Origin of the sequence: Streptomyces sp. WMMB 322, assembly GCF_900090145.1 — a bacterium.
Lineage (GTDB): Bacteria > Actinomycetota > Actinomycetes > Streptomycetales > Streptomycetaceae > Streptomyces.
Genome location: NZ_FMHI01000004.1, coordinates 314,733 through 338,938, shown reverse-complemented (window position 1 = coordinate 338,938; position 24,206 = coordinate 314,733). Strand labels below are relative to the sequence as shown.

Annotated in this window: 23 protein-coding genes and 1 riboswitch; of the genes, 13 read left to right on the top strand and 10 right to left on the bottom strand. The window is 72.1% G+C overall.

Translation table 11 applies throughout. The features are described 5' to 3' along the window. Positions 1-167: 167 nt before the first annotated feature. The 3 genes from H180DRAFT_RS29775 to H180DRAFT_RS09490 all read left to right on the top strand — a co-directional run bounded on the left by H180DRAFT_RS29775 (position 168) and on the right by H180DRAFT_RS09490 (position 2,691). Entirely contained in the window at positions 168-764 is a 597-nt protein-coding gene (locus H180DRAFT_RS29775; protein WP_159033568.1) for a DUF5304 family protein, read from the top strand. A gap of 142 nt (positions 765-906) precedes the next feature. Then, on the top strand, positions 907-1,848 hold the full coding sequence (locus H180DRAFT_RS09495; RefSeq protein ID WP_055485530.1) for an ROK family glucokinase: 942 nt from the start codon (positions 907-909) through the stop codon (positions 1,846-1,848). Positions 1,849-1,926: 78 nt separating this feature from the next. After that, entirely contained in the window at positions 1,927-2,691 is a 765-nt protein-coding gene (locus H180DRAFT_RS09490; RefSeq protein WP_055485529.1) for an endonuclease/exonuclease/phosphatase family protein, read from the top strand. A gap of 207 nt (positions 2,692-2,898) precedes the next feature. On the opposite strand, the gene H180DRAFT_RS09485 is transcribed toward H180DRAFT_RS09490, so the two are convergent. Together H180DRAFT_RS09485 and H180DRAFT_RS09480 are read right to left on the bottom strand one after the other, a co-directional pair. After that, positions 2,899-3,561 carry a hypothetical protein gene (locus H180DRAFT_RS09485; protein WP_074466708.1) on the bottom strand — a complete coding sequence of 221 codons (663 nt, stop codon included), beginning with the start codon at positions 3,559-3,561 and terminating at the stop codon, positions 2,899-2,901. Beyond that, positions 3,551-4,327 (bottom strand): alpha/beta hydrolase, encoded by a 777-nt coding sequence (locus H180DRAFT_RS09480; protein ID WP_055485528.1) that lies wholly within the window; start codon positions 4,325-4,327, stop codon positions 3,551-3,553. Before H180DRAFT_RS09480 ends, H180DRAFT_RS09485 begins: the two co-directional genes overlap by 11 nt. A 200-nt stretch (positions 4,328-4,527) precedes the next feature. Here H180DRAFT_RS09480 and H180DRAFT_RS09475 point away from each other — a divergent pair, with 200 nt between their 5' ends. The 4 genes from H180DRAFT_RS09475 (at position 4,528) to H180DRAFT_RS09460 (ending at position 8,648) form a co-directional block, all read left to right on the top strand. After that, positions 4,528-5,400, top strand: coding sequence for a lysophospholipid acyltransferase family protein (locus tag H180DRAFT_RS09475; protein ID WP_079099965.1), 873 nt, complete (start codon positions 4,528-4,530; stop codon positions 5,398-5,400). A gap of 48 nt (positions 5,401-5,448) precedes the next feature. Next, the gene (locus tag H180DRAFT_RS09470) at positions 5,449-6,660 is read left to right on the top strand and encodes a MacS family sensor histidine kinase (RefSeq protein WP_079099964.1); all 1,212 of its coding nucleotides are present in this window, start codon (positions 5,449-5,451) and stop codon (positions 6,658-6,660) included. Positions 6,661-6,827: 167 nt separating this feature from the next. Next, positions 6,828-7,475 (top strand): response regulator, encoded by a 648-nt coding sequence (locus H180DRAFT_RS09465; protein WP_055485645.1) that lies wholly within the window; start codon positions 6,828-6,830, stop codon positions 7,473-7,475. A 144-nt stretch (positions 7,476-7,619) separates the two neighbouring features. Continuing rightward, positions 7,620-8,648, top strand: coding sequence for a 6-phosphofructokinase (locus tag H180DRAFT_RS09460; RefSeq protein ID WP_055485526.1), 1,029 nt, complete (start codon positions 7,620-7,622; stop codon positions 8,646-8,648). Between the two features lie 106 nt (positions 8,649-8,754). Here the strand turns inward: H180DRAFT_RS09460 and H180DRAFT_RS09455 are convergent, their stop codons facing one another. Then, the gene (locus H180DRAFT_RS09455) at positions 8,755-10,779 is read right to left on the bottom strand and encodes an anthranilate synthase family protein (protein WP_079099963.1); all 2,025 of its coding nucleotides are present in this window, start codon (positions 10,777-10,779) and stop codon (positions 8,755-8,757) included. Between the two features lie 297 nt (positions 10,780-11,076). Here H180DRAFT_RS09455 and H180DRAFT_RS09450 point away from each other — a divergent pair, with 297 nt between their 5' ends. Both H180DRAFT_RS09450 and H180DRAFT_RS09445 read left to right on the top strand, forming a co-directional pair. Continuing rightward, positions 11,077-12,426, top strand: coding sequence for a class II 3-deoxy-7-phosphoheptulonate synthase (locus H180DRAFT_RS09450; protein ID WP_055485525.1), 1,350 nt, complete (start codon positions 11,077-11,079; stop codon positions 12,424-12,426). Between the two features lie 252 nt (positions 12,427-12,678). After that, complete coding sequence (locus H180DRAFT_RS09445; protein WP_055485524.1) at positions 12,679-12,924, top strand: (2Fe-2S)-binding protein; 246 nt, start codon at positions 12,679-12,681, stop codon at positions 12,922-12,924. Between the two features lies 1 nt (position 12,925). Here H180DRAFT_RS09445 and bfr read toward each other — a convergent pair whose 3' ends face one another. Further along, entirely contained in the window at positions 12,926-13,414 is a 489-nt protein-coding gene (gene bfr / locus H180DRAFT_RS09440; protein WP_055485523.1) for a bacterioferritin, read from the bottom strand. Positions 13,415-13,605: 191 nt separating this feature from the next. Between bfr and H180DRAFT_RS09435 the strand changes: the two genes are divergently transcribed. Beyond that, a complete protein-coding gene (locus H180DRAFT_RS09435) occupies positions 13,606-14,229 on the top strand; it encodes a sulfite oxidase-like oxidoreductase (protein WP_055485522.1) in 624 nt (207 codons plus the stop codon). A gap of 235 nt (positions 14,230-14,464) precedes the next feature. On the opposite strand, the gene H180DRAFT_RS09430 is transcribed toward H180DRAFT_RS09435, so the two are convergent. The 6 genes from H180DRAFT_RS09430 to thiO form a co-directional block, all read right to left on the bottom strand. Further along, entirely contained in the window at positions 14,465-15,340 is an 876-nt protein-coding gene (locus H180DRAFT_RS09430; protein ID WP_055485521.1) for a deoxyribonuclease IV, read from the bottom strand. A gap of 4 nt (positions 15,341-15,344) precedes the next feature. Then, entirely contained in the window at positions 15,345-16,115 is a 771-nt protein-coding gene (locus H180DRAFT_RS09425; RefSeq protein WP_055485520.1) for a transglycosylase SLT domain-containing protein, read from the bottom strand. 452 nt (positions 16,116-16,567) lie between these two features. Then, complete coding sequence (gene pknB / locus H180DRAFT_RS09420; RefSeq protein WP_055485519.1) at positions 16,568-18,601, bottom strand: Stk1 family PASTA domain-containing Ser/Thr kinase; 2,034 nt, start codon at positions 18,599-18,601, stop codon at positions 16,568-16,570. A 370-nt stretch (positions 18,602-18,971) separates the two neighbouring features. Further along, complete coding sequence (locus tag H180DRAFT_RS09415) at positions 18,972-19,841, bottom strand: thiazole synthase (RefSeq protein ID WP_074466707.1); 870 nt, start codon at positions 19,839-19,841, stop codon at positions 18,972-18,974. A gap of 5 nt (positions 19,842-19,846) precedes the next feature. After that, a complete protein-coding gene (gene thiS, locus H180DRAFT_RS09410; protein ID WP_055485518.1) occupies positions 19,847-20,077 on the bottom strand; it encodes a sulfur carrier protein ThiS in 231 nt (76 codons plus the stop codon). Next, positions 20,074-21,369, bottom strand: a complete 1,296-nt coding sequence (thiO, locus tag H180DRAFT_RS09405; RefSeq protein WP_079099984.1) for a glycine oxidase ThiO — start codon at positions 21,367-21,369, stop codon at positions 20,074-20,076. The genes thiS and thiO overlap by 4 nt, the downstream gene beginning before the upstream one ends. Then, a riboswitch (TPP riboswitch) is annotated at positions 21,367-21,477 on the bottom strand. Its footprint overlaps the gene before it by 3 nt. 216 nt (positions 21,478-21,693) lie before the next feature. Here thiO and H180DRAFT_RS09400 point away from each other — a divergent pair. The 3 genes from H180DRAFT_RS09400 (at position 21,694) to thiE (ending at position 24,197) form a co-directional block, all read left to right on the top strand. After that, complete coding sequence (locus H180DRAFT_RS09400) at positions 21,694-22,884, top strand: NAD(P)/FAD-dependent oxidoreductase (protein WP_107097617.1); 1,191 nt, start codon at positions 21,694-21,696, stop codon at positions 22,882-22,884. Between the two features lie 112 nt (positions 22,885-22,996). Next, a complete protein-coding gene (locus tag H180DRAFT_RS09395; protein ID WP_055485517.1) occupies positions 22,997-23,362 on the top strand; it encodes an Rv2175c family DNA-binding protein in 366 nt (121 codons plus the stop codon). 154 nt (positions 23,363-23,516) lie between these two features. Next, a complete protein-coding gene (thiE, locus tag H180DRAFT_RS09390) occupies positions 23,517-24,197 on the top strand; it encodes a thiamine phosphate synthase (RefSeq protein WP_055485516.1) in 681 nt (226 codons plus the stop codon). Positions 24,198-24,206: the final 9 nt, after the last annotated feature.

Genomic DNA, 24,206 nt, shown 5'->3' with positions numbered 1-24,206 from the left:
GGGCCCGTCGGCTGCGGCGGAGCGCGTAAGACCGTAGGACCGGGCAGCCCTGCCCCCGTGGCGTCCCTTCCGGCGCTCTCCGCTCCCCGGCTGTTCGGGTAACGTCGGATACGTGCCACCGTCCGACGGGCACCGCCCCTTTCCCCCTTCGCCGTAGGAGCGCCGCCATGAGCGATGCCGCCGAGCCCGAGATGCCGGACGCCGCGGACGCCGACGCCTGGGCCACCGCCTGCGAAGAAGACCTCGCCGCCGAGAAGGCCCGCCGGCGTGCCGAGTACGGGCAGAGTCACGGCAGCGCGGCCGAGGAGCTGAGGCGCCTCGCGGACGCCGTGTCCGACAGGGTGGCCGAGCTGGGCAGGCCCTTCGGCGGCACGATGGCCTCCGCCGCCGCGCAGGGCATGGCACAGCAGTTCATCGCACAGGCGAGGGCCGCCATCGAGCCCGTCGTCGAGCGCAACCCGCACGTCTTCGACCACCTCGCCGCCGCCGGCGGAGAACTGCTCGCCGCCTACAGGGCTGCCGTACAGGAGGCGGAGGGCCGCTGGACGGCCGGCACCGCGGGGGCGTCCGGAACAGGCGACCGCGCCGGGCGGCCGGGCGACTCCGCCCCGGGAGCCTCGCGCCCTTCCGGCCCGCCGGGCGTCGAGCGGATCGACCTGGACAAGGAGCCGGGCGGAACGGGGACGGCCCAGGACCCCGGGCCGGCGGAGGAGGACGGACCGGACGGGCACGGAACGGGAAGCGACGGTCCCGGCGCGCCCTGAGAAGCACCCGCGCCGCGGGCGACGGGCCCCGAGCGCCAAGTGCCGTGAGCTTCAAGCCTCGTGCCCACGCGCACGATCGGGCCGCCCATCCCCTCCGGTACGGTGTTCTGCAGCGGGGTAGGAGCGGAATACCGAGGGACACATGGGACTCACTATCGGCGTCGACATCGGCGGCACCAAGATCGCGGCCGGCGTGGTCGATGAGCACGGAACCATCCTGGAGACCAGTACCGTGCCCACCCCGCCCACGGCGGACGGCGTCATCGACGCCATCGCCGACGCGGTACGGGACGCCAGCGCCGAACACGAGGTGGACGCCGTCGGCATCGGCGCTCCCGGCTACGTGGACGACAAGCGTGCGACCGTTCTGTTCACCCCGAACCTGACCTGGCGCCACGAGGCGCTCAAGGACAAGGTCGAGCAGCGCATCGACCTTCCCGTCGTGATCGAGAACGATGCCAACGCCGCCGCCTGGGGCGAATACAAGTTCGGCGTCGGGACCGGCCACGAGGACGTCGTCTGCATCACCATCGGCACGGGCCTCGGCGGCGGCGTGATCATCGGCGGCAAGCTGCACCGCGGCCGCTTCGGTGTCGCCGCCGAGTTCGGGCACATCCGGATGGTGCCCGACGGTCTGCTGTGCGGCTGCGGCAACCAGGGCTGCTGGGAGCAGTACGCGTCGGGCAGCGCACTCGTGCGGTACGCACAGCAGCGCGCGACGGCCACGCCGGAGAACGCCACGATCCTGCTCGAGCTCGGCGACGGAACCCCCGAGGGCGTCAAGGGCAAGCACATCAGCGAGGCCGCACGGCGGGGCTGCCCGGTCGCCGTGGACTCCTTCCGGGAACTGGCGCGCTGGGCGGGCGCCGGGCTCGCCGACCTGGCGTCGCTGTTCGATCCGGGCGCGTTCATCGTCGGCGGCGGCGTCTCGGACGAGGGCGATCTGGTGCTCGACCCCATCCGAAAGTCCTACCGCCGCTGGCTCGTCGGCAGCCGCTGGCGCCCCCACGCCGAGGTGCTCGCCGCCCAACTGGGCGGCAAGGCAGGCATGGTGGGCGTCGCCGACCTGGCCCGGCAGGGCTGAGCGCACACGCCCGGCAGGGCTGAGCGCGCCCCGCCGACGAAGCGGAACGACCGACGAATGTGAGTGTGAGCCGCGCCGATGACGCTCGCGGATCTGCCCGCAGGACGTACCGAGCCGGACGGTTCGGCGCTCGTCCGGCTGCTCAGCTACAACATCCGCTCCATGCGGGACGACCGGAGAGCGCTCGCCCGGGTCATCCGGGCGTGCGCCCCGGACGTGGTGTGCGTGCAGGAGGCGCCGCGGTTCTTCCGCTGGCGCAAGCACGCCGCGTGGCTGGCGCGTGAGTGCGGGATGGTCTACGTGACGGGCGGCGCGACCGCCACGGGGCCGATGATCCTCGCGACGCTGCGGGCGTCGGTGCTGCGCACCGAGGACGTTCTGCTGCCCCGCACGCCCGGCCTGCACAGGCGGGGGTTCGCCACGGCGGTGCTGGGGTTCGGCCCGGCCGCGCGGCTCGGCGTGCTCAGCTGCCATCTGAGCCTGCAGACCGATGAACGGCAGGCCCAGGGCCGCATGCTTCTCGACCGCCTCGGGGCCCTGGGCACACCGCACACCGTGGCCGCCGGGGACCTCAACGAACGCCCCAGGGGCCGCACGTTCCGGCAGCTCGCGGCGCGGCTGCAGGACGGGTGGGCCGTGGCACCGTGGGGCGGCGAGTACACCTCCACGCCGCGGCGCCCGCACCAGCGCATCGACGCCGTCCTCGCCTCCCCTGGTGTCGAGGTCCTCGGCTGCGGCGTACCGCACGGGCTGGAGGGCGTCTCACCGGAGGATCTGTGCGCGGCCACGGATCATCTGCCGGTGCTGGCCGCGCTGCGTGTGCCTCCCGGTCCGCACGGCTGACAGCCGGCGCCCGGCGGGGGCGGCGAGGCCCGGACCACGGCGCCGGGGCCCGGTTCAGGCGGCACGGTACAGACACGGCGTTGAGGCCACCCCGTTCCGGCCACCCCGTTCCGGCCACCCCGTTCCGGCCACCGCGTTCCGGCCACCGCGTTCCGGCCACCGCGTTCCGGCCACCCCGTTCCGGTCACCCCGTTCCGGCCCCGGCGTTCAGACCACGGCGCCGCGGCCGGGGTCGTCCCAGTCGTCCTCGTCGCGCCCGTCGCGCATCCGTGCCACCAGGGTGCCGAATCCCCCGAGGAAGCCGCCGATCCCCAGCGTCGCGATCCACCAGGTCAGCTCCTGCTGGAAAAGGACGGTGAAGATCAGAAGCAGCGGACCGCCGAGCACCGCGAGCCAGGCGAACTTGCCCGTGGTGTCGGCCTGCGGCAGCGGCGGCGGCTCGGGCGGCACGAAGTGGCCCTCGTCGTCCTCCTCGGGGGTGCCGCCGGGCTCGTCGTCGGACGCCGGCAGGCTCCAGTCGCGGGGGCCGGAACCGGCCGAGTAGACGGTGAAGCTGCGTACCGGCGTGGCCCCGTCGTCGCCCTCGCTCTCGCCCTCGGGACGTGGCCCGGGCGCGGGGCGCGCGGCGGTGCCGGTGCGGGCGTCGCCGCCGGAGTCCGCCGACGCCATGCCCTCGGCCTTCGGGTGGTCCCCGTACGCGGCGACGATCTGCTCCCAGGCGGCATCCTCGTCGAGGGGCACCGGTGCGGCGCCGTCGTCGCGTTCGTCCTTGCGGAGCCCGTCACGGCCGTGCTCCTCGTGGCCGCCCTCCGCGCGCCGCGGGTCGTCCTCGCCGTGGCCGTCGTCCTCCGCGCCGGGGTTACGCTCCATCGCCTGCCGTCTCCGTCTTCCTCGCTGCGAGCCGGGTGATGAATCCGTGGGAGTCCGCGAAGACGCGCTCCGCGTCGTGGTCCAGGGTGGCCACGTGGAAGCTGTCCTCGAGGACGGTCTCGGTCACGTCGCTCGACGAGACCTTGCTGAGCACCAGAGCGGAGTCGCCCGGCGGCACCACGTGGTCGGTCCTGCTGCGCATGACGAGCAGAGGCTGCGTCACCTGCGGCAGTTCGCCGCGCACACGGCGGAAGAAGTCGCGGAGCGAGTACGCGGCCTGGGTCGGCACCCGTTCGTAACCGACCTCCGTGGAGCCGGGTTTGGCGATGTCGCTGGTGATGCCCTTCGCCGAACGGGCGACGAAGCGGCCCAGCGGCAGCGCGTACCCCTGCCACCGCGGGAAGGTCATCGCGGGATTGACCACGGCCACGCCGCTCACCGCGTCCCCGTGGTACGCGGCCAGTCGCAGCGCGAGGGCGCCGCCCATCGACAGACCGCACACGAAGACCTGCTCGCAGCGGCTGCTCAGCCTGCGGAGTTCGCGGTCCACCGTGGCGTACCAGTCCTGCCATCCCGTCACGGCCAGATCCTCCCAGCGCGTGCCGTGGCCCGGCAGCAGCGGAAGCGAGACCGTGAGCCCCTTGGCGGCCAGGTGATCGGCCCACGGCCGTACCGACTGGGGGGAGCCGGTGAACCCGTGGCACACGAGGACACCCGTCTCCGAGCCGTCATGACGCATGGGCTCGGCCCCGGGAAGTATGGACACGTCGGCCTCCAGCCGGTCGGTATCGAGTCGGTCGGCGCTGTGAAGGTGGTGCTTGCTTCCGCGGTGCCCGCTCGGGGCGTGCGACTGCCAGCCTACGCGTGGGGCACGGGGACCGGGTAGTTCAGCACTGCCCGACGCAGGAGCGCTGCTTCCGCGACGGGGAGATAAAGTCACGGTGTCGGAAACAGGAGGTCCTCGGGTTGTTCTACGGAGCGATGAAGCTGTCGGTCGGCAACGGGCTCAAGCTTGCCTTCCGGCCCTGGGTCGAGGGGCTTGAGCACGTACCCGACGAAGGTCCGGCGATTCTCGCCAGCAACCATCTGTCCTTCTCGGACTCCTTCTTCCTGCCCGCGGTGCTCGACCGCAAGGTCACCTTCATCGCCAAGGCCGAGTACTTCACCTCGCCGGGGGTGAAGGGGAAACTCACCGCGGCCTTCTTCAAGGGGGTCGGACAGCTTCCCGTGGACCGCTCGGGCGCACGCGGCGCGGGAGAGGCGGCGATCCGCAGCGGCCTCGAAGTGCTCGCCCGCGGCGAGCTGTTCGGCATCTACCCCGAGGGCACGCGCTCGCCCGACGGCCGGCTCTACCGGGGCAAGCCGGGAGGGCTGGCGCGGGTCGCGCTCCGGTCCGGAGCACCCGTGCTGCCGGTGGCGATGGTCGACACCGAGAAGATCCAGCCCCCCGGGCAGGTCGTGCCCCGGCTGATGCGTCCGGGCATCAGGATCGGCAGGCCGATGGACTTCAGCCGCTATCAGGGCATGGAGAACGACCGCTTCATCCAGCGTGCCCTCACCGACGAGGTCATGTACGAGATCATGAGGCTGTCCGGCCAGGAGTACGTCGACATGTACGCCACCGCCGCCAAGCGCCAACTCGCCGAGGAGGCCAAGCGGAACGCGGAGGCGGAGAAGGCCGAGGACGCTGCCGGCGGAAAGGGCGGGGCGGAGCAGGCCCCCGGGAGGGAAGCGGGGAAGGACGGCGCCGCGCACTCCTGGAGGAACGGCCCGGTGCGGCCGGGAGCCATGCTCGCGGCGGCCAGGCGCCGGCGGAACGAGCGTGACCGGGCGGCGTAGACAGACGCAGGCAAGCAGGGGGGCGGGCCGCTACAGATGGTCCTGAGAATGTCCGTGGAACAGCCGCTGTGGCGGGCACTGAGCGGCTACCGGCTGCTGGCCGCCGGCTACGCGCTGGCGGTCTTCGCGTGGGCGTACGACCGTCTCGCCCATCCACTCGTGGGCGCCCTCTATCTGGGAGTGCTGACGGTCTGGACGGCGGCCACGATTCCCAAGGTCCGCTCCGCCAGGCGCTGCACGAACGGTTTCCTCGCCGTCGACATCACGCTCGGCGTCGTGGGAATCCTCGCCTCCGTCCACGTCGACGCGCACGGCAGCATCGGGCCCACGCTCCCCACCATCTGGGTCGCCGGACCGGTGCTGGCCTTCGCCATCAAGGGCGGCTGGCGCTGGGGCGCGGTCGCGGCAACGGTGGTCGGGGCCGCCAACATCGTCGAACAGGGCGCGGTCACGCGGCCCACCCTGCACAACGTGCTGCTGGTGTGTGTGGCGAGCATCGGCATCGGCTACGTGACCGAGGTGGCCAGGGCGAGTGAGCGCACCCTTGCCCAGGCCCTCCAGATCGAGGCCGCCACCCGCGAGAGGGAGCGCCTCGCCCGCGACATCCACGACAGCGTGCTCCAGGTCCTCGCCATGGTGCAGCGCCGTGGCACCGAGATCGGCGGCGAGGCGGCCGAGCTGGGAAGGATGGCGGGGGAGCAGGAGGTGGCGCTGCGCAGCCTCGTCTCGCAGGAGACCGCACATGTGCCGGCTCCTTCCGCACCGGACGCGGGTGGAGGCGCACGCGCGGCACGGCGGTCCAGTGGAGGGGCCGGGCGGGAGGGCGGTGAGGAGCCCGCCGCGGAGTGCGATCTGCGGGCGCTGCTCTCGCCGTACTCGGGCGCCCGCGTGACCTTCGTCGGGCCGGGCACGCCCGTGCCGCTGCCGGCGGCCACCGCGCAGGAGGTCGCCGCCGCTGTCAGTGCCGCCCTGGACAATGTGCGTCAGCACGCGGGTGGTCCGGACGGCGAACCGCCCCAGGCGTGGATCCTGCTGGAGGACGAGCCGGACGGCGTGCTGGTCACGGTGCGGGACGACGGCCCCGGGCTGCCGGACGGGCGACTCGCGGACGCGGAGGCCGAAGGAAGGATGGGGGTCGCCCTCTCGATCCGGGGGCGGCTGCGTGACCTGGGCGGCAGCGCCGAGTTGATCTCGGTTCCCGGCCAGGGCACGGAGGTCGAGCTGCGAGTGCCGAAGCAGGTCCGCAGCCGTACGGAATGACGAAAGAGAAGACGGCGGGGGCTATGACGGACAGCAACGACGCGAACAACCCGAGCAGCGCCGGCAGCCGGGGCGGCGACCCGGGCGACGGGCGCAAGGGGAAGAGCGGGAAGAACGCCGAGGACACCGCGGACGGAGGCGACGGCGCGCAGCGCCCGGTGAAGGTGATGGTCGTCGACGATCACCCCATGTGGCGGGACGCAGTCGCACGGGATCTGGGCGAGGCGGGGTTCGAGGTCGTCGCCACGGCGGGGGACGGCCCCCAGGCCGTGCGCCGTGCCCGTGCCGCCGCCCCCGATGTGCTCGTGCTGGATCTGAACCTGCCCGGCCTGCCCGGGGCCGAGGTGTGCCGCCGTCTCGTCGGTGCCGGCTCCGGGCTGCGGGTGCTGGTGCTCTCCGCGAGCGGCGAGCACGCCGACGTGCTGGAGGCGGTGAAGTCCGGGGCGACGGGCTATCTCGTGAAGTCGGCGAGCATGGAGGAGCTGCAGGACGCCGTGCGCAGAACCGCCGTGGGCGACCCGGTCTTCACGCCGGGCCTTGCGGGCCTCGTCCTCGGCGAGTACCGCAGGCTCGCGTCGGACCCGGTGCCCGCGGCGGACTCGGACGAGCCCGCCGCGCCGCGGCTCACCGAGCGCGAGACCGAGGTGCTGCGGCTCGTCGCGAAGGGGCTGAGCTACCGGCAGATCGCCGAACGCCTGGTCATCTCGCACCGCACGGTCCAGAACCATGTGCAGAACACCCTGGGCAAGCTGCAGCTCCACAACCGGGTCGAGCTGGTGCGGTACGCCATCCGGCGCGGCCTCGACGAGGAGTGACGACGCGGCCGGACCCCCCTTCGCCCGGTAACTGATCGGAAAACCTCTCCGCGCCCTGTGCCTGGTGATGTGGATCACCGCTAGCGTGGCCGCAGTTGCTACAGGCCGCGCATGCACGAGCGCGGCGATGAGAAGGGAGATCCCATGCGGGTCGGAGTGCTGACCGGTGGCGGCGACTGCCCCGGGCTCAACGCGGTGATGAGGGCCGTCGTCCGTAAGGGCGTCCAGCGGTACGGCTACGACTTCGTCGGGTTCAGGGACGGCTGGCGGGGGCCGCTGGAGGGCGACACGGTTCAGCTCGACATCCCCGCGGTGCGCGGCACGCTGCCCCGCGGTGGGACGATCCTGGGCTCGTCGCGTACGAACCCGTTCAAGGAGGAGAACGGCGTCCAGCGCATCCAGGAGAACCTTGTCAAGCACGACGTCGGCGCTCTCATCGCCATCGGCGGCGAGGACACCCTGGGCGTCGCCGCCCGGCTCACCGACGAGTTCGGCGTCAAGTGCGTCGGCGTGCCCAAGACGATCGACAACGACCTGTCGGCCACCGACTACACCTTCGGGTTCGACACCGCCGTCAACGTCGCCACCGACGCCATCGACCGGCTCCACACCACCGCCGAGTCCCACATGCGCGTACTCGTGGTGGAGGTGATGGGCCGGCACGCGGGCTGGATCGCCCTCCACTCCGGCCTGGCGGGCGGCGCCAACTGCATCCTCATCCCTGAGCGGCGCTTCGACGTCGACCAGGTGTGCGGCTACGTCGAGTCCCGGTTCAAGGCGAGCTACGCCCCGATCGTCGTCATCGCCGAGGGCGCCATGCCCAAGGACGGCGAGATGGTGCTCAAGGACGACTCGCACGACTCGTTCGGGCACGTGCGGCTCTCGGGCGTCGGCGAGTGGCTGTCGAAGGAGATCGAGAAGCGCACCGGCAAGGAGGCCCGTACGACGGTCCTCGGGCACATCCAGCGCGGCGGCACTCCCACTCCCTTCGACCGCTGGCTGGCCACCCGCTTCGGGCTGCACGCGATCGATGCCGTGCGCGACGAGGACTGGGGCAAGATGGTCTCCCTCCAGGGCACGAAGATCGTCCGGGTGCCGATCGCGGAGGCCACCGCCAAGCTGAAGACGGTCGACCCGGAGATGTACGAGGAGGCCGAGGTCTTCTTCGGCTGAGCCCTTCCGGACGCCGTGGGCTCTCCGGCCCGGTGGCCCTCCGGCGCACTGAGCCCGGGCCTTCCCTGAAGGGGAGGCCCGGGCTCACGGTGTCCGGCTCGGGGTGTCAGCGCCGCGCGCCGCCCACCGGGAGGGCCGCCAGCAGCCGCCTGACGATCCCCGGCCCGTCCAGCGTCAGCACCGACTCCGGGTGGAACTGCACGCTCGCGAACGTCGCGCCGCGCAGCGCGTGGACCTCGCCGGTCGCGGCGTCGCGGCCGACCTCGACGCGGTGCGGCCGGCCGGCCGGCGCCCACCGCCGTGCCTCCTGCGAACCGCAGCGCACCGCGTAGGAGTTGTAGAAGCCGGCGGTCTCGTCCCGCCCGAAGACGGAGACCGTCTCCTGCGCTCCCTGGTGGGGCCGCGCCTTCCGCACGATCTCCAACCCCAGCTCCGCGGCGAGCAGTTCGTGCCCCAGACAGATCCCCAGCAGGCCGTGCCGGTGCCGCTGCAGCAGCCGGCCCGTCAGTTCGCGAAGCAGGCGGATCTTCGGATCGGTCCCGTCGCGCGGATCACCAGGGCCGGGCCCGAGTACGACCGGGCCCTCGTGCGCGAGCGCCGCGTCCCGCAGCCCCGGATCGTCGAAGCGCCGCACCTCCACCCCGGAGCCCGTGGTCCGCAGCAGATGGGCGAGCATCGAGGTGAAGGTGTCCTCCCCGTCCACCACCAGGATCTTTCCGTGCGGCAGGTCCGCGTCCGGTTCGCCGCCCGTCTGCATCCGCAGCCAGAACGGCGCCAGGTCCGCGCGCCGGGCCGTGAGCGCCGCCCGCACGCGCGGATCGTCCGCCAGGCGCGCCTGCTGCTGCCCTGCCTGCCCCTTGCCCGCGGGCGCCTCGCGAACGCCCAGCGCCGTGAGGACGCCGGCCGCCTTCGCGTGGGTCTCGGCGACCTCGTCCGCGGGCTGCGAGGCCCTGACCAGCGTCGCACCGACCGGTACCCGGAGCCGGCCGCTCGCCGCGTCCACGTCCGCGGTCCTGATGAGGATCGGGGAGTCGAGGGTCTGGGCGCCTCCCGCGTCACGGCCGATCAGTGCCAGCGCGCCCGCGTAATAGCCCCGTCCTCCGCGTTCGTGGCGCTCGATGACGCGGCACGCGTTCTCCACGGGCGAGCCGGTGACCGTGGCGGCGAACATCGTCTCGCGCAGCACCTCCCGCACGTCGAGGGTGCTGCGCCCGCGCAGTTCGTACTCGGTATGGGCGAGGTGCGCCATCTCCTTCAGCCGCGGACCGACCACGACCCCTCCCATGTCGCCGACGGTGCACATCATCTTCAGCTCCTCGTCGACGACCATGGACAGCTCCTCGCTCTCCTTGCGGTCGGCGAGGAAGGCCAGCAGACCCTCCGCGGAGGGGCCGCCCGGCGGATAGCGGTAGGTGCCGCTGATGGGGTTCATCACCACCGTTCCGCCGGTCATCCGCACATGCACCTCGGGGCTCGCCCCGGCGAGGACCCGCTCGCCGGTGTGCACGACGAAGGTCCAGTACGCGCCTCGCTCCCCGCTCAGCAGCCGCCGGAAGAGCGCGAGCGCGTCCCGGCGGCCGAAGCCCGGGATGCGCCCCTCGAAGGTGCGGCGCACCACGAAGTTGGCGCCCTCGCCGGTGCCGATCTCGTCGTCGATGACGCGGCGCACGGTCCGCGCGTACTCCTCGTCGTCCACGTCGAAGGCGCCGTCCGCCACCTGCACCCGGTGCGAGGGCAGCGCCGCCGCGACGTCGTCCAGAGGCAGCTCGTGCACCTCCCGGGGGACGAGCACGGCCAGCGGCGTCCCGTCGTCGCGCACGCGGAAGCCGCGCTCGCGGATCTGCCGGAACGGCACGAGGGCGAGGGCGCCGTGACCGGCGTCGGGGATGTCGGCGAGCCGCGCCGCCTCGTGGACCGGTCCGGTCAGGATCTCGACGGTGTCGTGGCGTCGGCCCGGGGTGCGTCTGCGCAGCAGCGCGAAGGGCGGGGCGTCCTCGCGCGCCAGCCGGCGCAGCAGCTCGGGCGCGGACGGCGGGAGGGACGGGGGTACGGACGGCGGTGCGGACGGTGATGTGCTCGCGGGAGCCTGTTTTGAGGCGCCGGGGGCGGCACCGGTGCGGCGGCTGTTCATCGGGCGTTCCTTCCTGGGATGCGCGGGGTCACGCGGAGAGGGAACGGCCGTGCACACACCGAAGGCCGCCCCTCGGGCGGCCTTCGCGTCTGTCGCTGTCTCGTGTTCGCGCGCAGTCAGTGGGCCGCCGGATGAGCGGTCCACCACCAGTCGGCCCGGGTTGCCCCTGCCGCAGGCAGGAGGACGAGCTGCGCGAACATGACGCGAGCCTACCCCGCAGTCCGCGTGCGAGTGGTTTCCGTCTCAGCACCCGGGCACGGGGAAAAGGGCCGGGCACGACCCCGTAACCTGGGGCGCGTGAGTGCGAACGCCAACCCCGACGCCGGTGCCCGAACCTGGCGAGACCTTCCCGCCGCGCAGCAGCCCGAGTGGCCGGACCGTGACGCCCTGCGTGCGGCGGTCGCCGAGCTCGAGTCCTATCCGCCCCTCGTCTTCGCCGGCGAGTGCGACCAGCTGCGTGCCCGGCTGGGCGCGGTCGCGCGGGGCGAGGCGTTCCTGCTTCAGGGCGGGGACTGCGCGGAAGCGTTCGACCAGGTCAGCGCCGAGGACATCCGGAACAAGCTCAAGACCCTGCTGCAGATGGGCGCCGTGCTGACGTACGCGGGGTCCGTGCCGGTGGTCAAGGTCGGCCGGATCGCGGGTCAGTACAGCAAGCCGCGCTCCAAGCCCACCGAGACCAGGGACGGTGTGACTCTCCCGTCGTACCGCGGCGACTCGGTCAACGGCTTCGAGTTCACCGAGGCCGCCCGCACGCCCGACCCGGAGCGGCTGAAGCGGATGTACCAGGCGTCCGCCTCCACGCTGAACCTGGTGCGCGCCTTCACCACCGGCGGCTACGCCGATCTGCGCCAGGTGCACGCCTGGAACCAGGACTTCGTCAAGCGCTCGCCCTCCGGTCAGCGTTACGAGGCGCTGGCCCGCGAGATCGACCAGGCCCTGAAGTTCATGCACGCGTGCGGCACGGACCCGGAGGAGCTCAAGACCGTCGAGTTCTTCTCGTCGCACGAAGCGCTGCTGCTGGACTACGAGTCGGCCATGACCCGTACCGACTCGCGCAGCGGCAAGCTGTACGACGTCTCCGGGCACATGGTCTGGATCGGTGAGCGCACACGCCAACTCGACGGCGCCCACATCGAGTTCGCTTCGCAGGTGCGCAACCCGATCGGTGTGAAGCTGGGTCCGACGACGACGCCCGAAGAGGCCCTCACGCTGATCGACAGGCTCGACCCGGACCGGGAGCCGGGCAGGCTCACGTTCATCACGCGCATGGGAGCCGACAAGGTACGGGACAGGCTGCCCACGCTGGTGGAGAAGGTCAGCGCCTCGGGCGCCCAGGTGGTCTGGGTCTGCGATCCGATGCACGGCAACACCTTCGAGGCGGCGAGCGGGCACAAGACCCGCCGGTTCGACGACGTCCTCGACGAGGTCAAGGGCTTCTTCGAGGTGCACAAGAGCGCGGGCACGCACCCGGGCGGCATCCACGTCGAGTTGACCGGTGACGACGTCACGGAGTGCGTCGGCGGCGGCGACGAGATCTTCGTCGGTGACCTGCACCAGCGTTACGAGACGGCGTGCGACCCGCGCCTCAACCGCAGCCAGTCGCTCGATCTGGCCTTCCTGGTCGCGGAGATGTACCGGGACCAGTGAGCCGGCGCGGCGGTGATCCGCCCTCGCCCGGCGAACCGGAGGGAACGGCATCCGGAGGGCCGCCGAGAGAGCGCAGGCGCCGCCGGCAGGACACAGAAGTGGGGCCCGCATCACATCGATGCGGGCCCCACTCCTCTGTTGTGGACGCAGTGCGGCAGCTAAGGTTAGGTTAACCTCATCAAACCTGAGCGTCGTCCGGTGCGCACACTGCCGTGACGGCGTCCTGCGTACGAGTCCGACTGGGAGGCCCGCGTGTACGTATGCTCCTGCTTCGGCATCACGGACCGGCAAGTCCGTGAGCACCAGGAGGCCGGGGCCTGCACGCCGCGCCAGATCGCCTCGCTGAGCAAGGCGGGGACGGACTGCGGCTCGTGCGTGCGCCGCATCCAGGGCCTTCTCGGACGCGGCGGATGCGCGGGGCGTCAGCCGGAGACCGCCTTCGAGGAGCCCGCCCGCGCGCCCGTGCCGTCCTCCGCCTCCGTGGCCGAAGCCGCCTGACTCAGCCCTCCGACGGGGTCTCCTGCTCCACGAGCTGCGCGATGTACAGCGGTTCGCCCAGCTTCTCGATCAGCTCGAGCTGGGTGTCCAGGTAGTCGATGTGGTGCTCCTCGTCGGCGAGTATCTCCTCGAAGATTTTCGCCGAGGTGATGTCGCCCTTGGCCCGCATGACCTCCACCCCGCGCCGCAGACGGTCGATGGCCTCGACTTCGATCTGCCGGTCCGCCGTGAACATCTCGACCAGGGTCTGACCGACGTTCACGTGGAAGAGCCGCTGATAGTTGGGAAGCCCTTCGAGAAACAGAATGCGGTCGGTGAGCCGCTCGGCGTGACGCATCTCGTCGAAGGACTCGGCACGGGTGTACCGGGCGAGCTTGGTCCAGCCGGAGTGCTCCTGCATCTTGGCGTGCAGGAAGTACTGATTGATAGCGGTCAGTTCGGCAGTCAGCTGCTCATTGAGAAATTCGATGACCTCGGGGTCGCCCTGCATGGTCGGACTCCTTCCAAGAGGAAAATGCCAGGTGAGTGTGCGCGCCAGCGCATCCTCGCACCGCTTCGTCAATCCGGTCCAGTAAGCGAAGGCTTACCGAAAGCGCCGGAATTGGCGGCCAAAAACCCCTTGGAGACCCCGCGGCCGGGGTGCCGGCAAGCGGCTTCGGAAGGGTCTGTCACCATGGAGGGATGGGCCAGTCGCAGAATGCCGAGGGGGAGCAGCAACCGCTTCCGCCGGGCCAGCGGCTTCAGCGCGGCTGGCCGGTCACGCACTACGGACCGGTGCCGAAGTTCAAGCCCGACCGCTGGGATTTCCGGGTCTTCGGAGCGACCGCCGACGGTGAGAAGCACTCCTGGGACCACGAGGAGTTCTCGGCACTGCCGTACGAGACGGTCGTCGCGGACTTCCACTGTGTCACCAAGTTCAGCATGGTCGGGGCCGAGTGGGGCGGCGTGCCCGCCAGTACGGTGCTGGAACTCGCGCCTCCCGCGGACGATGTCACCCATGTCATGGTCTGGGCGGAGTACGGATTCAGCTCCAACCTGAGGCTGCCGGACTTCGCCGCCGCGACGACGCTTTTCGCCACCCACCGCGCCGGCGAGCTGCTCACCGCCGAACACGGCTTCCCCCTGCGGCTGGTGGTGCCGCACCTGTACGCGTGGAAGGGCCCCAAGTGGGTGCGCGGCGTGGAGTACATGACCACGGACCGCCGCGGCTTCTGGGAGGAACGCGGCTACCACAACATCGGCGACCCCTGGAAGGAACAGCGCTACTCCTACCAGGAGGAGCCCGGCGACGGGCCGGAGCTGTAGCTGCCGGCCGCCGTCCGGCGGCGGGCAGGGGCCCGCGGCGGGACCGTCGGTGGCAGTGGCGGCTCCGTCGGTGGTACGCGTGCAGCACCGCGGGTCTCGCCCCGGCCGGACACCCACCGCTTCACCGGCGTCGTGCCGAGGAGGACGACGGCGCACGCCGGAAGACGACGGCGCACGCCGGGGCAGGCGGAGCGCACCGCCTCCGGCCGTGGAGCCCCGCCGTCCCGCCGCAGATTCAGCTGCCGCCTTCCCGCAGTTCCTTCAGCCGTGCCACGTCCGCCGCGTGGCCTTCCTTGCGCCCCGGGGTCTCTATGACGAGCGGTACGCCCTCGGTCGAGGGGTGGGTCATGAGGTCGGCGAACGGGCCCGGACCGATGTGGCCGGCACCGATGTTCGCGTGGCGGTCCTTGTGGGCGCCGGCGACATCCTTGGAGTCGTTGGCGTGGATGAGCCTGAGCCGTCCCGGTCCGGTGACCGACTCCAGCTCGTCCAGCGTCCGCTTCACTCCGCCCGGCGCCGCCAGGTCGTGCCCGGCGGCGAAGACGTGGCAGGTGTCGAGGCAGACGCCCAGCCGGGGGTGATGCCGGAGGACTTCGAAGTACGGTCCGAGGTCCCGCATCCGCGAGCAGAGCGAGAATCCCTGGCCCGCCGTGGGCTCCAGCAGCAGCCACGGGTCGTCCTCGTGCGTCAGCTCCTCCAGCAACGGCATAAGCAGCCGCCCCACCTGTGCCAGTGCCGTGGTGCTCGTGCGGCCGCCCGTGGCCGAGCCGGTGTGCACCACGACGCCGGACGCGCCGATCTCGCGCCCTCTGCGGAGCGAATGGCGAAGGGAGGAGACCGAGTTGCGGGCCGTGGCGTCCGTATGGGAGCCGAGATTGATGAGGTAGGGAGCGTGCACGAATACGGGAAGGTTTCTCTCCTCGCACGACGCACGGAATTCTTCGTCCTGTTGCGGGGAACCGGAGTTCGTCGCCCAGCCGCGTGGATTGGCGACGAAAACCTGAACTGCCTCCGCCCCGATGTCGTCTGCGTAGGAAATGCCAGTGGCGGCCAGTCCCCCTGCTACGGGGACGTGGCCGCCAATGGGATTGCGGTGTCGCTCGGTCGTCACACCATCAGTATGCCGAGTTGACGTTGTCCATCGAGCCGTACCTGTCCGCCGCGTAGTTGCAGGCGGCCACGATGTTGGCGACCGGGTCGGTGATGTTGGTCGAGGTGCCCTCGACGTGGTAGGCGTCGAAGGTCGGCTGGATGGTCTGGAGCAGGCCCTTGGACGGGGTGCCCTTCTGGGCGTTGATGTCCCAGTTGTTCACGGCGTTGGGGTCGCCGCCGGACTCGCGGATGATGTTCCGCTTGATGCCGTCGTACGAGCCGGGAATGTTGTGCTTCGCCATGATGTCGCGGGCCTCGCGGATCCAGCCGTCGAGGTTGTCGGGGTAGGTCTTGGGAGCGGGGCGCTCGGCGGCGCGGGAGGCCTTGGCGGCGGCTGCGGCCTCGGCCTTGCGCTCTGCGGCCGCCTTCTTCGCGGCCTTCGCCTTTGCGGCCTTGACCTTCGCGGCCTCCGCGCGGTCGGCGGCGACGGCCTTCTGCTTGGCCAGCGCGTCCTTCTGGGCGGCCACGGCCTGCTTGGTGCGCTGGACGTCGGAGTCCAGGGTTCCCTGCTTGGCGGCGCCGAGCTCCACCTTGTGCGTATCGGAGTTCTTCGTACTCTCCGCGGCGGCCGTCGATGCGCTGACCTTCTTGGCGCCGGACTGGCTCTGGTCGCCTGCGTCGGCCGTGCCGGGGAGGACGGTCAGCGCGATCGCTGCCGCTCCCGCGACCGATATACCTGCGGCGGAGTAACGCGCGAACTTGGGGTTGCGGACGTAGCCGGGAATGCTGGGCATTGTGAGCGAACCTTTCAACAATTGCGTGCGTCGCAGAGGCCGGAAAGGCGGTGTACGCCGGGTTCCGAACCCCGGCGCATGCGACCGACGGCAATTGTTAAAGGCTCCGAAAACACAGCCCAAAAGTGTGACGTACTATCCGGACTCGTTTATCGGGGGAGAGACGCGGTGCCGCGAACGGGGATTGCCGTGTTTCACAGGGCGGACCGGGGGAAGGGCGGTCCACTAGAGACCGTCGTAAGTGACATGCGCCCTATGTCCGGTATCACACGCGGCGCGGCCCCTCTGTCTGTGGGTGAGGACGCGCGTGCAGGGCGTCAGAGCTCCTCGAAGCGTCCTCAGCGGGCGGCGCGGGCGGCATCGCAGGCATCGCAGCGGCGCGGGCAGTCGTGCCGTTCGACCGCGGCAGGGCCGCGCGTGGACCGCTCGGCGGAGCCGGACGGCGGGCCTGCTCAGCGCAGCCAGATCGTCACGTTCGAGCCGCGCGGGGCCTCGTCGTCCCCGCCGGGCGACTGGGCGAAGACCTTGTTGCCGACGAAGATCCGGCGGGCGGTGACCTCGAAGCCGGCGTCCTCCAGCTTCTCGCGCGCCTGCTTCTTGCCCAGGCCCTCCACGTCCGGGACGTCGACCAGGTCCTGACCCTTGGAGATGGTGAGCGTGACGGTGTCGCCCTCGCCGGCCGTGCTGTCCTCGGCGGGCGACTGACGGGCCACGCTGCCCTCGTCCTCGTCGGAGAAGACGCGTTCCGGAGCGATACGGACCTTCAGGCCCTCCTCGGTGAGCTTCTCCCGGGCCGAGTCCTCGTCGTCCCCGACGACGTCCGGCACGTCGACGGGCGCCCCCTTGGAGACGGCCAGCGCGACAGGAGAGCCCGGCCGCCGCTCACTGCCCGCCTCCGGGTCGCTGGCGATCACGGAGCCCCGCGCCGTGTCCTCGCTGAACTGCCGCTTCACGACGCCGGCCTCGAGGCCGGCGTCCTTGAGCTTGCGCCGGGCGTCGGCGAGCGGCGTCCCGCCCAGCTCCGGGACCTTCACGATCTCCGGGCCCTTGGAGACGACCAGGGTGACGGTGCCGGTCCTGCGGATGCGGTCGCCCGGGTCCGGGTTGGAGTCGACGACGTGGCCGCGCTCGACGCGCTCGCTGTATTCGCGGGTGACGTTCACGTCGAGGCCGGAGTCACCGAGGATCTTCCTGGCGTCGGACTCCGTCTTGGCCAGCACCGCCGGTGTCTGCGTGAACTGGCCGGAGTTGATGTACCAGACACCCGTGCCCACCAGCAGCAACAGCATCACCGCCAGCGTCACCAGAAAGCCCCGGCCGCCGGCCCGGCCACGGGAGCGGCGCCGGGTGCCCCCGTCGTCGCCCGGCGGGACGGTGTAGCGGGCGGTGCGGTCGATGCCGTCCCAGCCGTCTCCGGGGCCGGGCCCGTGCCCGTACTCGTGGGATGCCGCGACGTCACGCGGAAGCACGCTCGTGGGCTCCTCCGCCCCGTCGCCGCCTCCGGCCGCCGTGCGCATGCGGCCCTCGCCGAGGGCGGCGCCGGCCGCGAGGGCCTGGGCGAGCCCGGACGCCGGGTCGTTCGCCTGCGGCGGGACGGCATCCAGCTCTGACGGGGTGAGACGGGCCCGTACCCCGCGGACCTCGGCGAGCATGGCGCCCGCGTCCTGGGGGCGGCCGTCCGCTGCCCGGGCCGTGGCCAGTGCCACGAGCATGTCGAGTTCGGGGGCGAGGCCGGGCACGGAGGCCGACGGCGTCGGCATGTCCTCGTGGAGGTGCTGGTAGAGAACCTGCGCCGGGGTGCCGCCCGTGCGGGGCTTGCCGCCGGTGAGCATCTCGTAGAGCATCACGCCGCAGGCGTAGAGGTCGGTGCGTGTGTCCGCGGTGCCGTGTTCGATCTGCTCCGGGGCGAGGTAGGAGACGGTGCCCAGGATGCTGTCGGTTCCGACGGACGTCTGGCTGTCCACCGCCCGTACGAGGCCGAAGTCGGCAACCTTGACGCGGCCGTCGTCGCCGATGAGCACGTTCTCCGGCTTCATGTCGCGGTGCACCATGCCGGCGTGGTGGGCGGCGCCCAGGGCGGCGAGCATCGGCTCGAGGATGTCGAGGGCGACGCGGGGGCGCAGGGCGCCCCGGTCGCGCAGCACGTCCCGCAGGGTGCACCCGGAGACGTACTCCATCGCCAGGTAGACGTACGTGCCGTCGGCGCCCTGGTCGTAGACGGCGACCACATTGGGGTGCGCGAGACGGGCGACGGACTTGGCCTCGCGGATGAAGCGCTCGACGAAGGCGCCGTCCGCGGCGAGCGAGGGGTGCATGACCTTCAGGGCCAGCACGCGGTCGAGGCGGGTGTCGACGGCGCGGTAGACCGTCGCCATGCCGCCGACGGCGATGCGTGATTCGACGCGGTACCGGCCGTCCAGCACCTGTCCGACCGGCGGGGACTCCCCGGCGGGGCCGGAGGAGGGGTCCTGAAGGCTCGTATCCATCGACGAAGAGTCTACGAGCCATCACCGCGGCGGAAATCCGTGATGCGCCAAGCAGCGGGCAAGGAAGCAGGGCAAAAGGAAGAATTTCCAATTTGTCCCTTTCGGGACTTTCGTCGTAAAGGTTTTCCGCGCGAGGCCGGGGGGCCGCGGAATTCCCGGCGTCAGCCTTGCCCCTTCCGCTTCCTCCCTCCTCGCCGGGCCTTTCTCCTCCCCGGTTCCGCCCTTCGTCCCGTGGGTGCCGGCCACCGGGATTCCCCGCGGGACCCCGGTCCTGCGGGACCTCGGCTCTGGAGCCCTGGAGCCCCGAAGCCCTGGAGCCCCGGCTCCCCGGACTCGCGGAAGCCCGGGGCTTCGGGGAGCTCCGGTCCGCTCAGCCGAAGGCGGGGCGCTCCGGATCGAGCGCGGCGACCCCCTCCGCCGGGGAGGACGCCTCCGCGAAGTGGCGGCGCGGGATGCGGCCCGCACGTGCGGCCAGGCGGCCGGCCGTCACCGCCTGCCGCATCGCCTCGGCCATCAGCACCGGCTCCTGTGCCCTCGTCACGGCAGAGGCGAGCATCACGGCCTCGCACCCCAGCTCCATGGCGAAGGCCACATCGGAGGCCGTCCCGGCACCCGCGTCGAGGATCACGGGCACACCGGCGCGTTCGGTGATCAGCTGGAAGTTGTGCGGATTGCGGATGCCGAGCCCGGAGCCGATGGGGGAGCCCAGCGGCATGACGGCCGCGCAGCCGGCCTCCTCCAGCTTCCGGGCCAGGACGGGGTCGTCATTGGTGTAGGGCAGCACGGTGAAGCCGTCGTCGACCAACGTCTCGGCAGCGTCGAGGAGTTCGACGGGGTCGGGCAGCAGCGTGCGCTCGTCGGCGATGACTTCGAGCTTCACCCAGTCCGTTCCGAGAGCCTCCCGTGCGAGCCGGGCGGTGAGCACGGCCTCACCGGCCGTGTAGCAGCCCGCGGTGTTCGGAAGCACGCCGATGCCGTGCCTCTCCAGCACGGACAGCACCGAGCCCTGGACCGTCGGGTCGAGGCGGCGCATGGCGACGGTCGTCAGTTCGGTTCCCGACGCCACCAGCGAGCGCTCCATGACGTCGAGGCTGGGCGCTCCGCCCGTACCCATGATCAGGCGGGAGCCGAAGGTGCGGTCGCCGAGGACGAACGGGTCCGCCGCTGCCGCGGGGGAGTGCGCCGGCGGGGACGTGCCCCGCTGCGGGTGCGGCGTCGTGCCGACCGCTGTGCCTGGCATGCGGATCAACCTCCTTGGACTGCGGTCAGTACCTCGACGCGGTCGCCGTCGGCCAGCCGCACCCGCGGCCACTCGCCGCGGGGCACGACGGTCTCGTTGACGGCCGCGGCGACACCCGAGGGCGCGGATGTGAGGTCCGCCACGAGCTGGTCGAGGGTGGACTCCGAAGCGACGTCGCGGGAGGCGCCGTTCACGGAGACGGTGACGGTCGCGGTGTGTGAGGGGACGCTCGTCATGCTGGACGCTCCTGTGGCTCGCTTGCGGGATCTGTCGGGGGCTCGCGTGCCGGGACCGCCCCTGCGGCTTCGGCGGCGTCGAGGCCGGGGGCGCCGAGGCCGGGGGCGCCGAACCTTGCCGGAGTGAACGCACGTACCTGCTCGGGGAGTTCACCGGTCGCGAGCAGTTCGCCCATCGCGTCGCCGGTGACGGGTGTGAGCAGCACACCGTTGCGGTGGTGGCCGGCGGCCAGGTGCAGTCCCGGCAGCGCAGTGGGCCCGAGCAGCGGCGCGTTGTCGGGGGACGCCGGACGCAGGCCCGCCGAGGTCTCGGTGAGGGGGAGTTCGGTGAGTCCGGGGGTCAGTTCGTGCGCGTCCCGCAGCAGTTCGTACACCCCGCCGGCGGTGACCGTCGTGTCCCAGCCCAGTTCCTCGCTCGTCGCGCCGATGACCAGCTCGCCGTTGGCGCGCGGCACGAGGTAGATGTGCCCGCCGCGCACGATCGCCCGGACCGTACGGGAGAGGAAGGGCCCGTACGCGGAGGAGGACGGCATCCGCAGCCGCAGCACCTGGCCCTTGACCGGCCGCACCGGCGGCAGGACTTCGGGCGGCACCCCTTCGAGACGGGACGCCCACGAGCCCGTCGCCAGCACCGTCTGCCCGGCCCCCACGCCGGTGCCGTCGTCGAGCGTCACGCCCGTTGCGCGGCCGTCCGCGACGGTGAGGCTCACGGCGGCCGCGCGCCGGAAGGCAACGCCCGCACGTTCACAGGCCAGCAGCAGGGCCGTGGCGAGCCGGCGCGGGTCCGTCTGGTGATCGCCGTCGACGCGCAGTCCGCCGCGTACGGAAGGGGAGAGCATCGGCTCGAGACGGCGGCACTCGCGGCCCGTGAGCCACTGCGGATCGAGTCCGCAACGCCGCTGAAGCGCGTGCAGTTCGCGCAGGTGCGCCCGGTCGTCGGCGTCGAGCGCGACCGCGAGTGTGCCGCAGGAGCGGTAGCCGATCTCCTGGCCGCTCGCCTCCTCCAGCTCCGCCGCGAAATCCGGATAACGGGCCGACGAGGCGAGGTTGAGCCCGAGCAGCGCCTCCTCGCCGTAGTGCAGCTCGGTGACGGCGGCGAGCATCCCGGCCGCCACCCGGGCGGCGCCGCCGCCCGGTTCGGGGTCGACGACAGTGGTGGAAAGGCCGCGCTGCGCCGAACGCCACGCGGTGACGAGCCCGATGATGCCGCCGCCGACGACGGCCACGTCGGGGTGCGGGGACGTGCCGGAACCCCGCCCGGCGGCGGTTCCGGCTGAGCTGCTGCGTCGCATGAAGAAGTTGCTTCTCCCTTCGCCGGAATGACCCGGATCAGGTTCGTACGGTCGGAGGCCGCAGCCTCCCTCTCAGCCCGGTGCGCCGGACTCCCGCGTGTGCCATGTGTGTCCTGTGCCGGTCCCGCCGGCTGCCGCGGTTCGCCGTACGGCCCCTCGCCGGGCCGACGTCGCTTCGTACCGCCCGAACAGCGTACTGCGCCCGGGCCGTGATGTGACCGGCGGCTGCCGCGGCAGCCGGCCGCCGGAGGCGTGCCCGCGCCCTAGGATGACCGGGTGGGCGTGAGTCGGAGCGAGCAGCGGGTCGTCGTCGTGGGTGCGGGCATGGCCGGTGTGCAGACGGCCGTGCAACTGCGCGAGCAGGGCTGGCCCGGCGGCATCCGGCTGATCGGCGGCGAGCCCCATCAGCCGTACGACCGGCCCCCGTTGTCCAAGGCGGTGCTGCTGGGCAAGGCGGACGACGCCGCGCTGGACGTCGACTTCGGCGCCCTCGGCATCGATGTGGAACTGGGCAGGCAGGCGACCGCGCTGAGGCCCGGCGAACGCCTTGTGGAGACGGACGCGGGCAGCGTTGCCTACGACCAACTCGTCATCGCCACGGGAGCCGAGGCTGTCGCGCTCCCCGGTGCCGAGGGCGTCCCCGGCGTGCACCTGCTGCGGACCCTCGACGACGCCGCACGGCTGCGCGCCGTCCTGGCGGCGCGCAGCGAGGTGGTCGTGGTGGGCGCGGGCTGGATCGGCGCCGAGTTCACCACCGCGGCACGCGAGGCGGGCTGCGACGTCACCGTCGTGGAGGCCGGGGTGGCGCCGCTTCCGGGAGCGCTTCCCGCGGAGATCACGGAACACATGCGCCCCTGGTACGAGGAGAGCGGTGCGCGCCTGCGTACCGGCACAGCCGTGCGCTCGGTGGAGCGGGGCGGGGTCAGGCTCCAGGACGGCACGCGGCTGCGGGCCGACGCCGTGGTGGTGGGCGTCGGCTCGCGTCCCGCGACGGGCTGGCTGGCAGGCTCCGGCATCGGACTCGGCGAGGACGGCGGCGTGCTCGCGGACGAGATGCTGCGCGCCTCCGCCCCGAACGTGTACGCGGTCGGCGACTGTGCCTCCTTCCCCTCCGCCCGGTACGGCGAACGCCTGCTCGTGCACCACTGGGACAACGCGCTGCAGGGGCCCCGCGTCGTGGCCGCCAACATCACGGCCGGAACGCTGCCGGACGGCGAGGCGGAGGCCGCGCTCTACGACCCGGTTCCCTACTTCTGGTCCGAGCAGTTCGGACGCTTCGTCCAGTACGCGGGACACCACACGGCGCAGGACGAACTGGTCCGGCGCGGCGACCCGGACCAGGCCGCCTGGTCGGTGTGCTGGCTGCGCGACGGAACGCTGAACGCGCTGCTCGCCGTCGGCCGGCCCCGCGATCTGGCGCAGGGCAGAAGGCTCATCGCCGGCCGTGCTCCGGTGGACGCGGAACGCGTGGCCGACGCGGCGGTTCCCCTGAAGAAGGCCGTTCCCACCTCCTAGCGGTACGGGCGGCCTGCGTTCCCGCGGCGCAGCGGCCCCGAACGGGAGCCTGCGGCGGACTGCCGGCCGCCGCACAGTAGTGACTGTCACAGCGGGATGGCAGGCTGGTGGCGTGACAGAGATTGATGCAAAAACCGATGCTCTCGTCCCTGGCTGGCTCACCCTGCCCGATGTCGCCGAAAAGCTGGACATCCCGGTGACCCGGGCCCGTCAGCTCGTCAAGGAGGGTCAGCTGATCGCGGTCCGCAGAGGGGAGGGGCGGACCTTGCAGGTGCCCGCGGACTTCATCGCCTCGGGCCGCATCGTGAAGGGCCTCGTCGGCACGATCACGCTCCTCAAGGACGACGGCTTCAGCGACGAGGAAATGCTGGAGTGGCTCTTCACCGAGGACGAGAGCCTGCCCGGCACCCCCGCGCAGGCCCTCCGGGAGAACCGCGGGACAGAGGTGAAGCGGCGCGCCCAGGCACTCGCCGTGTGACATCCCGCACAGCGCAGTTCCCGGCAAACACCGCACCGCACTGCCTGTACACGCAGTCGCACCGCACGCATCCGCACATCCGCCGGCGTGCGGGCCGGCGCAGCGCCCGCCGCTGCGTCCGGCCCGCACGCCCTCGTCCGGGGGGACGACCCTCATGAGCGCCAACACCGCCCGCAGCCTGCTCGCCGGTGCCCGGCTGTATCTGTGCACCGACGCGCGCAAGGAGCAGCGCGATCTGCCGGAGTTCCTCGACGCGGTTCTGCGCGGGGGCGTCGACATCGTGCAGCTGCGGGACAAGACCATGGAGGCCGCCGAGGAGCTGGAACACCTCGAGGTCTTCGCGGACGCCTGCCGGCGCCACGGGAAGCTGCTCGCCGTCAACGACCGGGCGGACGTGGCGCACGCCGCCGGCTCCGACGTGCTCCACCTCGGCCAGGGTGACCTCCCCGTCCCCGCCGCCCGTGCCGTCGTCGGCGACGACGTCCTCGTCGGCCGGTCCACGCATGCCGAGGCGGAGGCCGCGGCAGCGGCGGCCGAGCCCGGTGTGGACTACTTCTGCACCGGCCCCTGCTGGCCGACCCCCACCAAGCCGGGCCGTCACGCCCCGGGTCTCGGACTGGTCAGGTACACGGCCTCGCTGGGGACTTCGCGCCCCTGGTTCGCCATCGGCGGGATCGACGCCTCCAACCTGGACCAGGTGCTGGACGCCGGTGCGAGGCGCGTCGTGGTCGTCCGGGTCCTCACCGGCGCCGACGACCCCGAGGCCGCCGCGGCGGGGCTGGCCCGGCGGCTGCGGGAGCGCGCCGAGCACGACGGGGCCGGCCCGTCGCGCTGAGCGCCGCCG

Bases quoted from the DNA above. Each gene is read 5' to 3' on its own strand.
- H180DRAFT_RS29775 (WP_159033568.1), top strand. From the start codon at position 168: ATGAGCGATGCCGCCGAGCCCGAGATGCCGGACGCCGCGGACGCCGAC.
- H180DRAFT_RS09495 (WP_055485530.1), top strand. From the start codon at position 907: ATGGGACTCACTATCGGCGTCGACATCGGCGGCACCAAGATCGCGGCC.
- H180DRAFT_RS09490 (WP_055485529.1), top strand. From the start codon at position 1,927: ATGACGCTCGCGGATCTGCCCGCAGGACGTACCGAGCCGGACGGTTCG.
- H180DRAFT_RS09485 (WP_074466708.1), bottom strand. From the start codon at position 3,561: ATGGAGCGTAACCCCGGCGCGGAGGACGACGGCCACGGCGAGGACGAC.
- H180DRAFT_RS09470 (WP_079099964.1), top strand. From the start codon at position 5,449: ATGTCCGTGGAACAGCCGCTGTGGCGGGCACTGAGCGGCTACCGGCTG.
- H180DRAFT_RS09465 (WP_055485645.1), top strand. From the start codon at position 6,828: ATGGTCGTCGACGATCACCCCATGTGGCGGGACGCAGTCGCACGGGAT.
- H180DRAFT_RS09460 (WP_055485526.1), top strand. From the start codon at position 7,620: ATGCGGGTCGGAGTGCTGACCGGTGGCGGCGACTGCCCCGGGCTCAAC.
- H180DRAFT_RS09455 (WP_079099963.1), bottom strand. From the start codon at position 10,779: ATGAACAGCCGCCGCACCGGTGCCGCCCCCGGCGCCTCAAAACAGGCT.
- bfr (WP_055485523.1), bottom strand. From the start codon at position 13,414: ATGCAGGGCGACCCCGAGGTCATCGAATTTCTCAATGAGCAGCTGACT.
- H180DRAFT_RS09435 (WP_055485522.1), top strand. From the start codon at position 13,606: ATGGGCCAGTCGCAGAATGCCGAGGGGGAGCAGCAACCGCTTCCGCCG.
- H180DRAFT_RS09425 (WP_055485520.1), bottom strand. From the start codon at position 16,115: ATGCCCAGCATTCCCGGCTACGTCCGCAACCCCAAGTTCGCGCGTTAC.
- pknB (WP_055485519.1), bottom strand. From the start codon at position 18,601: ATGGATACGAGCCTTCAGGACCCCTCCTCCGGCCCCGCCGGGGAGTCC.
- H180DRAFT_RS09415 (WP_074466707.1), bottom strand. From the start codon at position 19,841: ATGCCAGGCACAGCGGTCGGCACGACGCCGCACCCGCAGCGGGGCACG.
- thiS (WP_055485518.1), bottom strand. From the start codon at position 20,077: ATGACGAGCGTCCCCTCACACACCGCGACCGTCACCGTCTCCGTGAAC.
- thiO (WP_079099984.1), bottom strand. From the start codon at position 21,369: ATGCGACGCAGCAGCTCAGCCGGAACCGCCGCCGGGCGGGGTTCCGGC.
- H180DRAFT_RS09400 (WP_107097617.1), top strand. From the start codon at position 21,694: ATGGCCGGTGTGCAGACGGCCGTGCAACTGCGCGAGCAGGGCTGGCCC.
- thiE (WP_055485516.1), top strand. From the start codon at position 23,517: ATGAGCGCCAACACCGCCCGCAGCCTGCTCGCCGGTGCCCGGCTGTAT.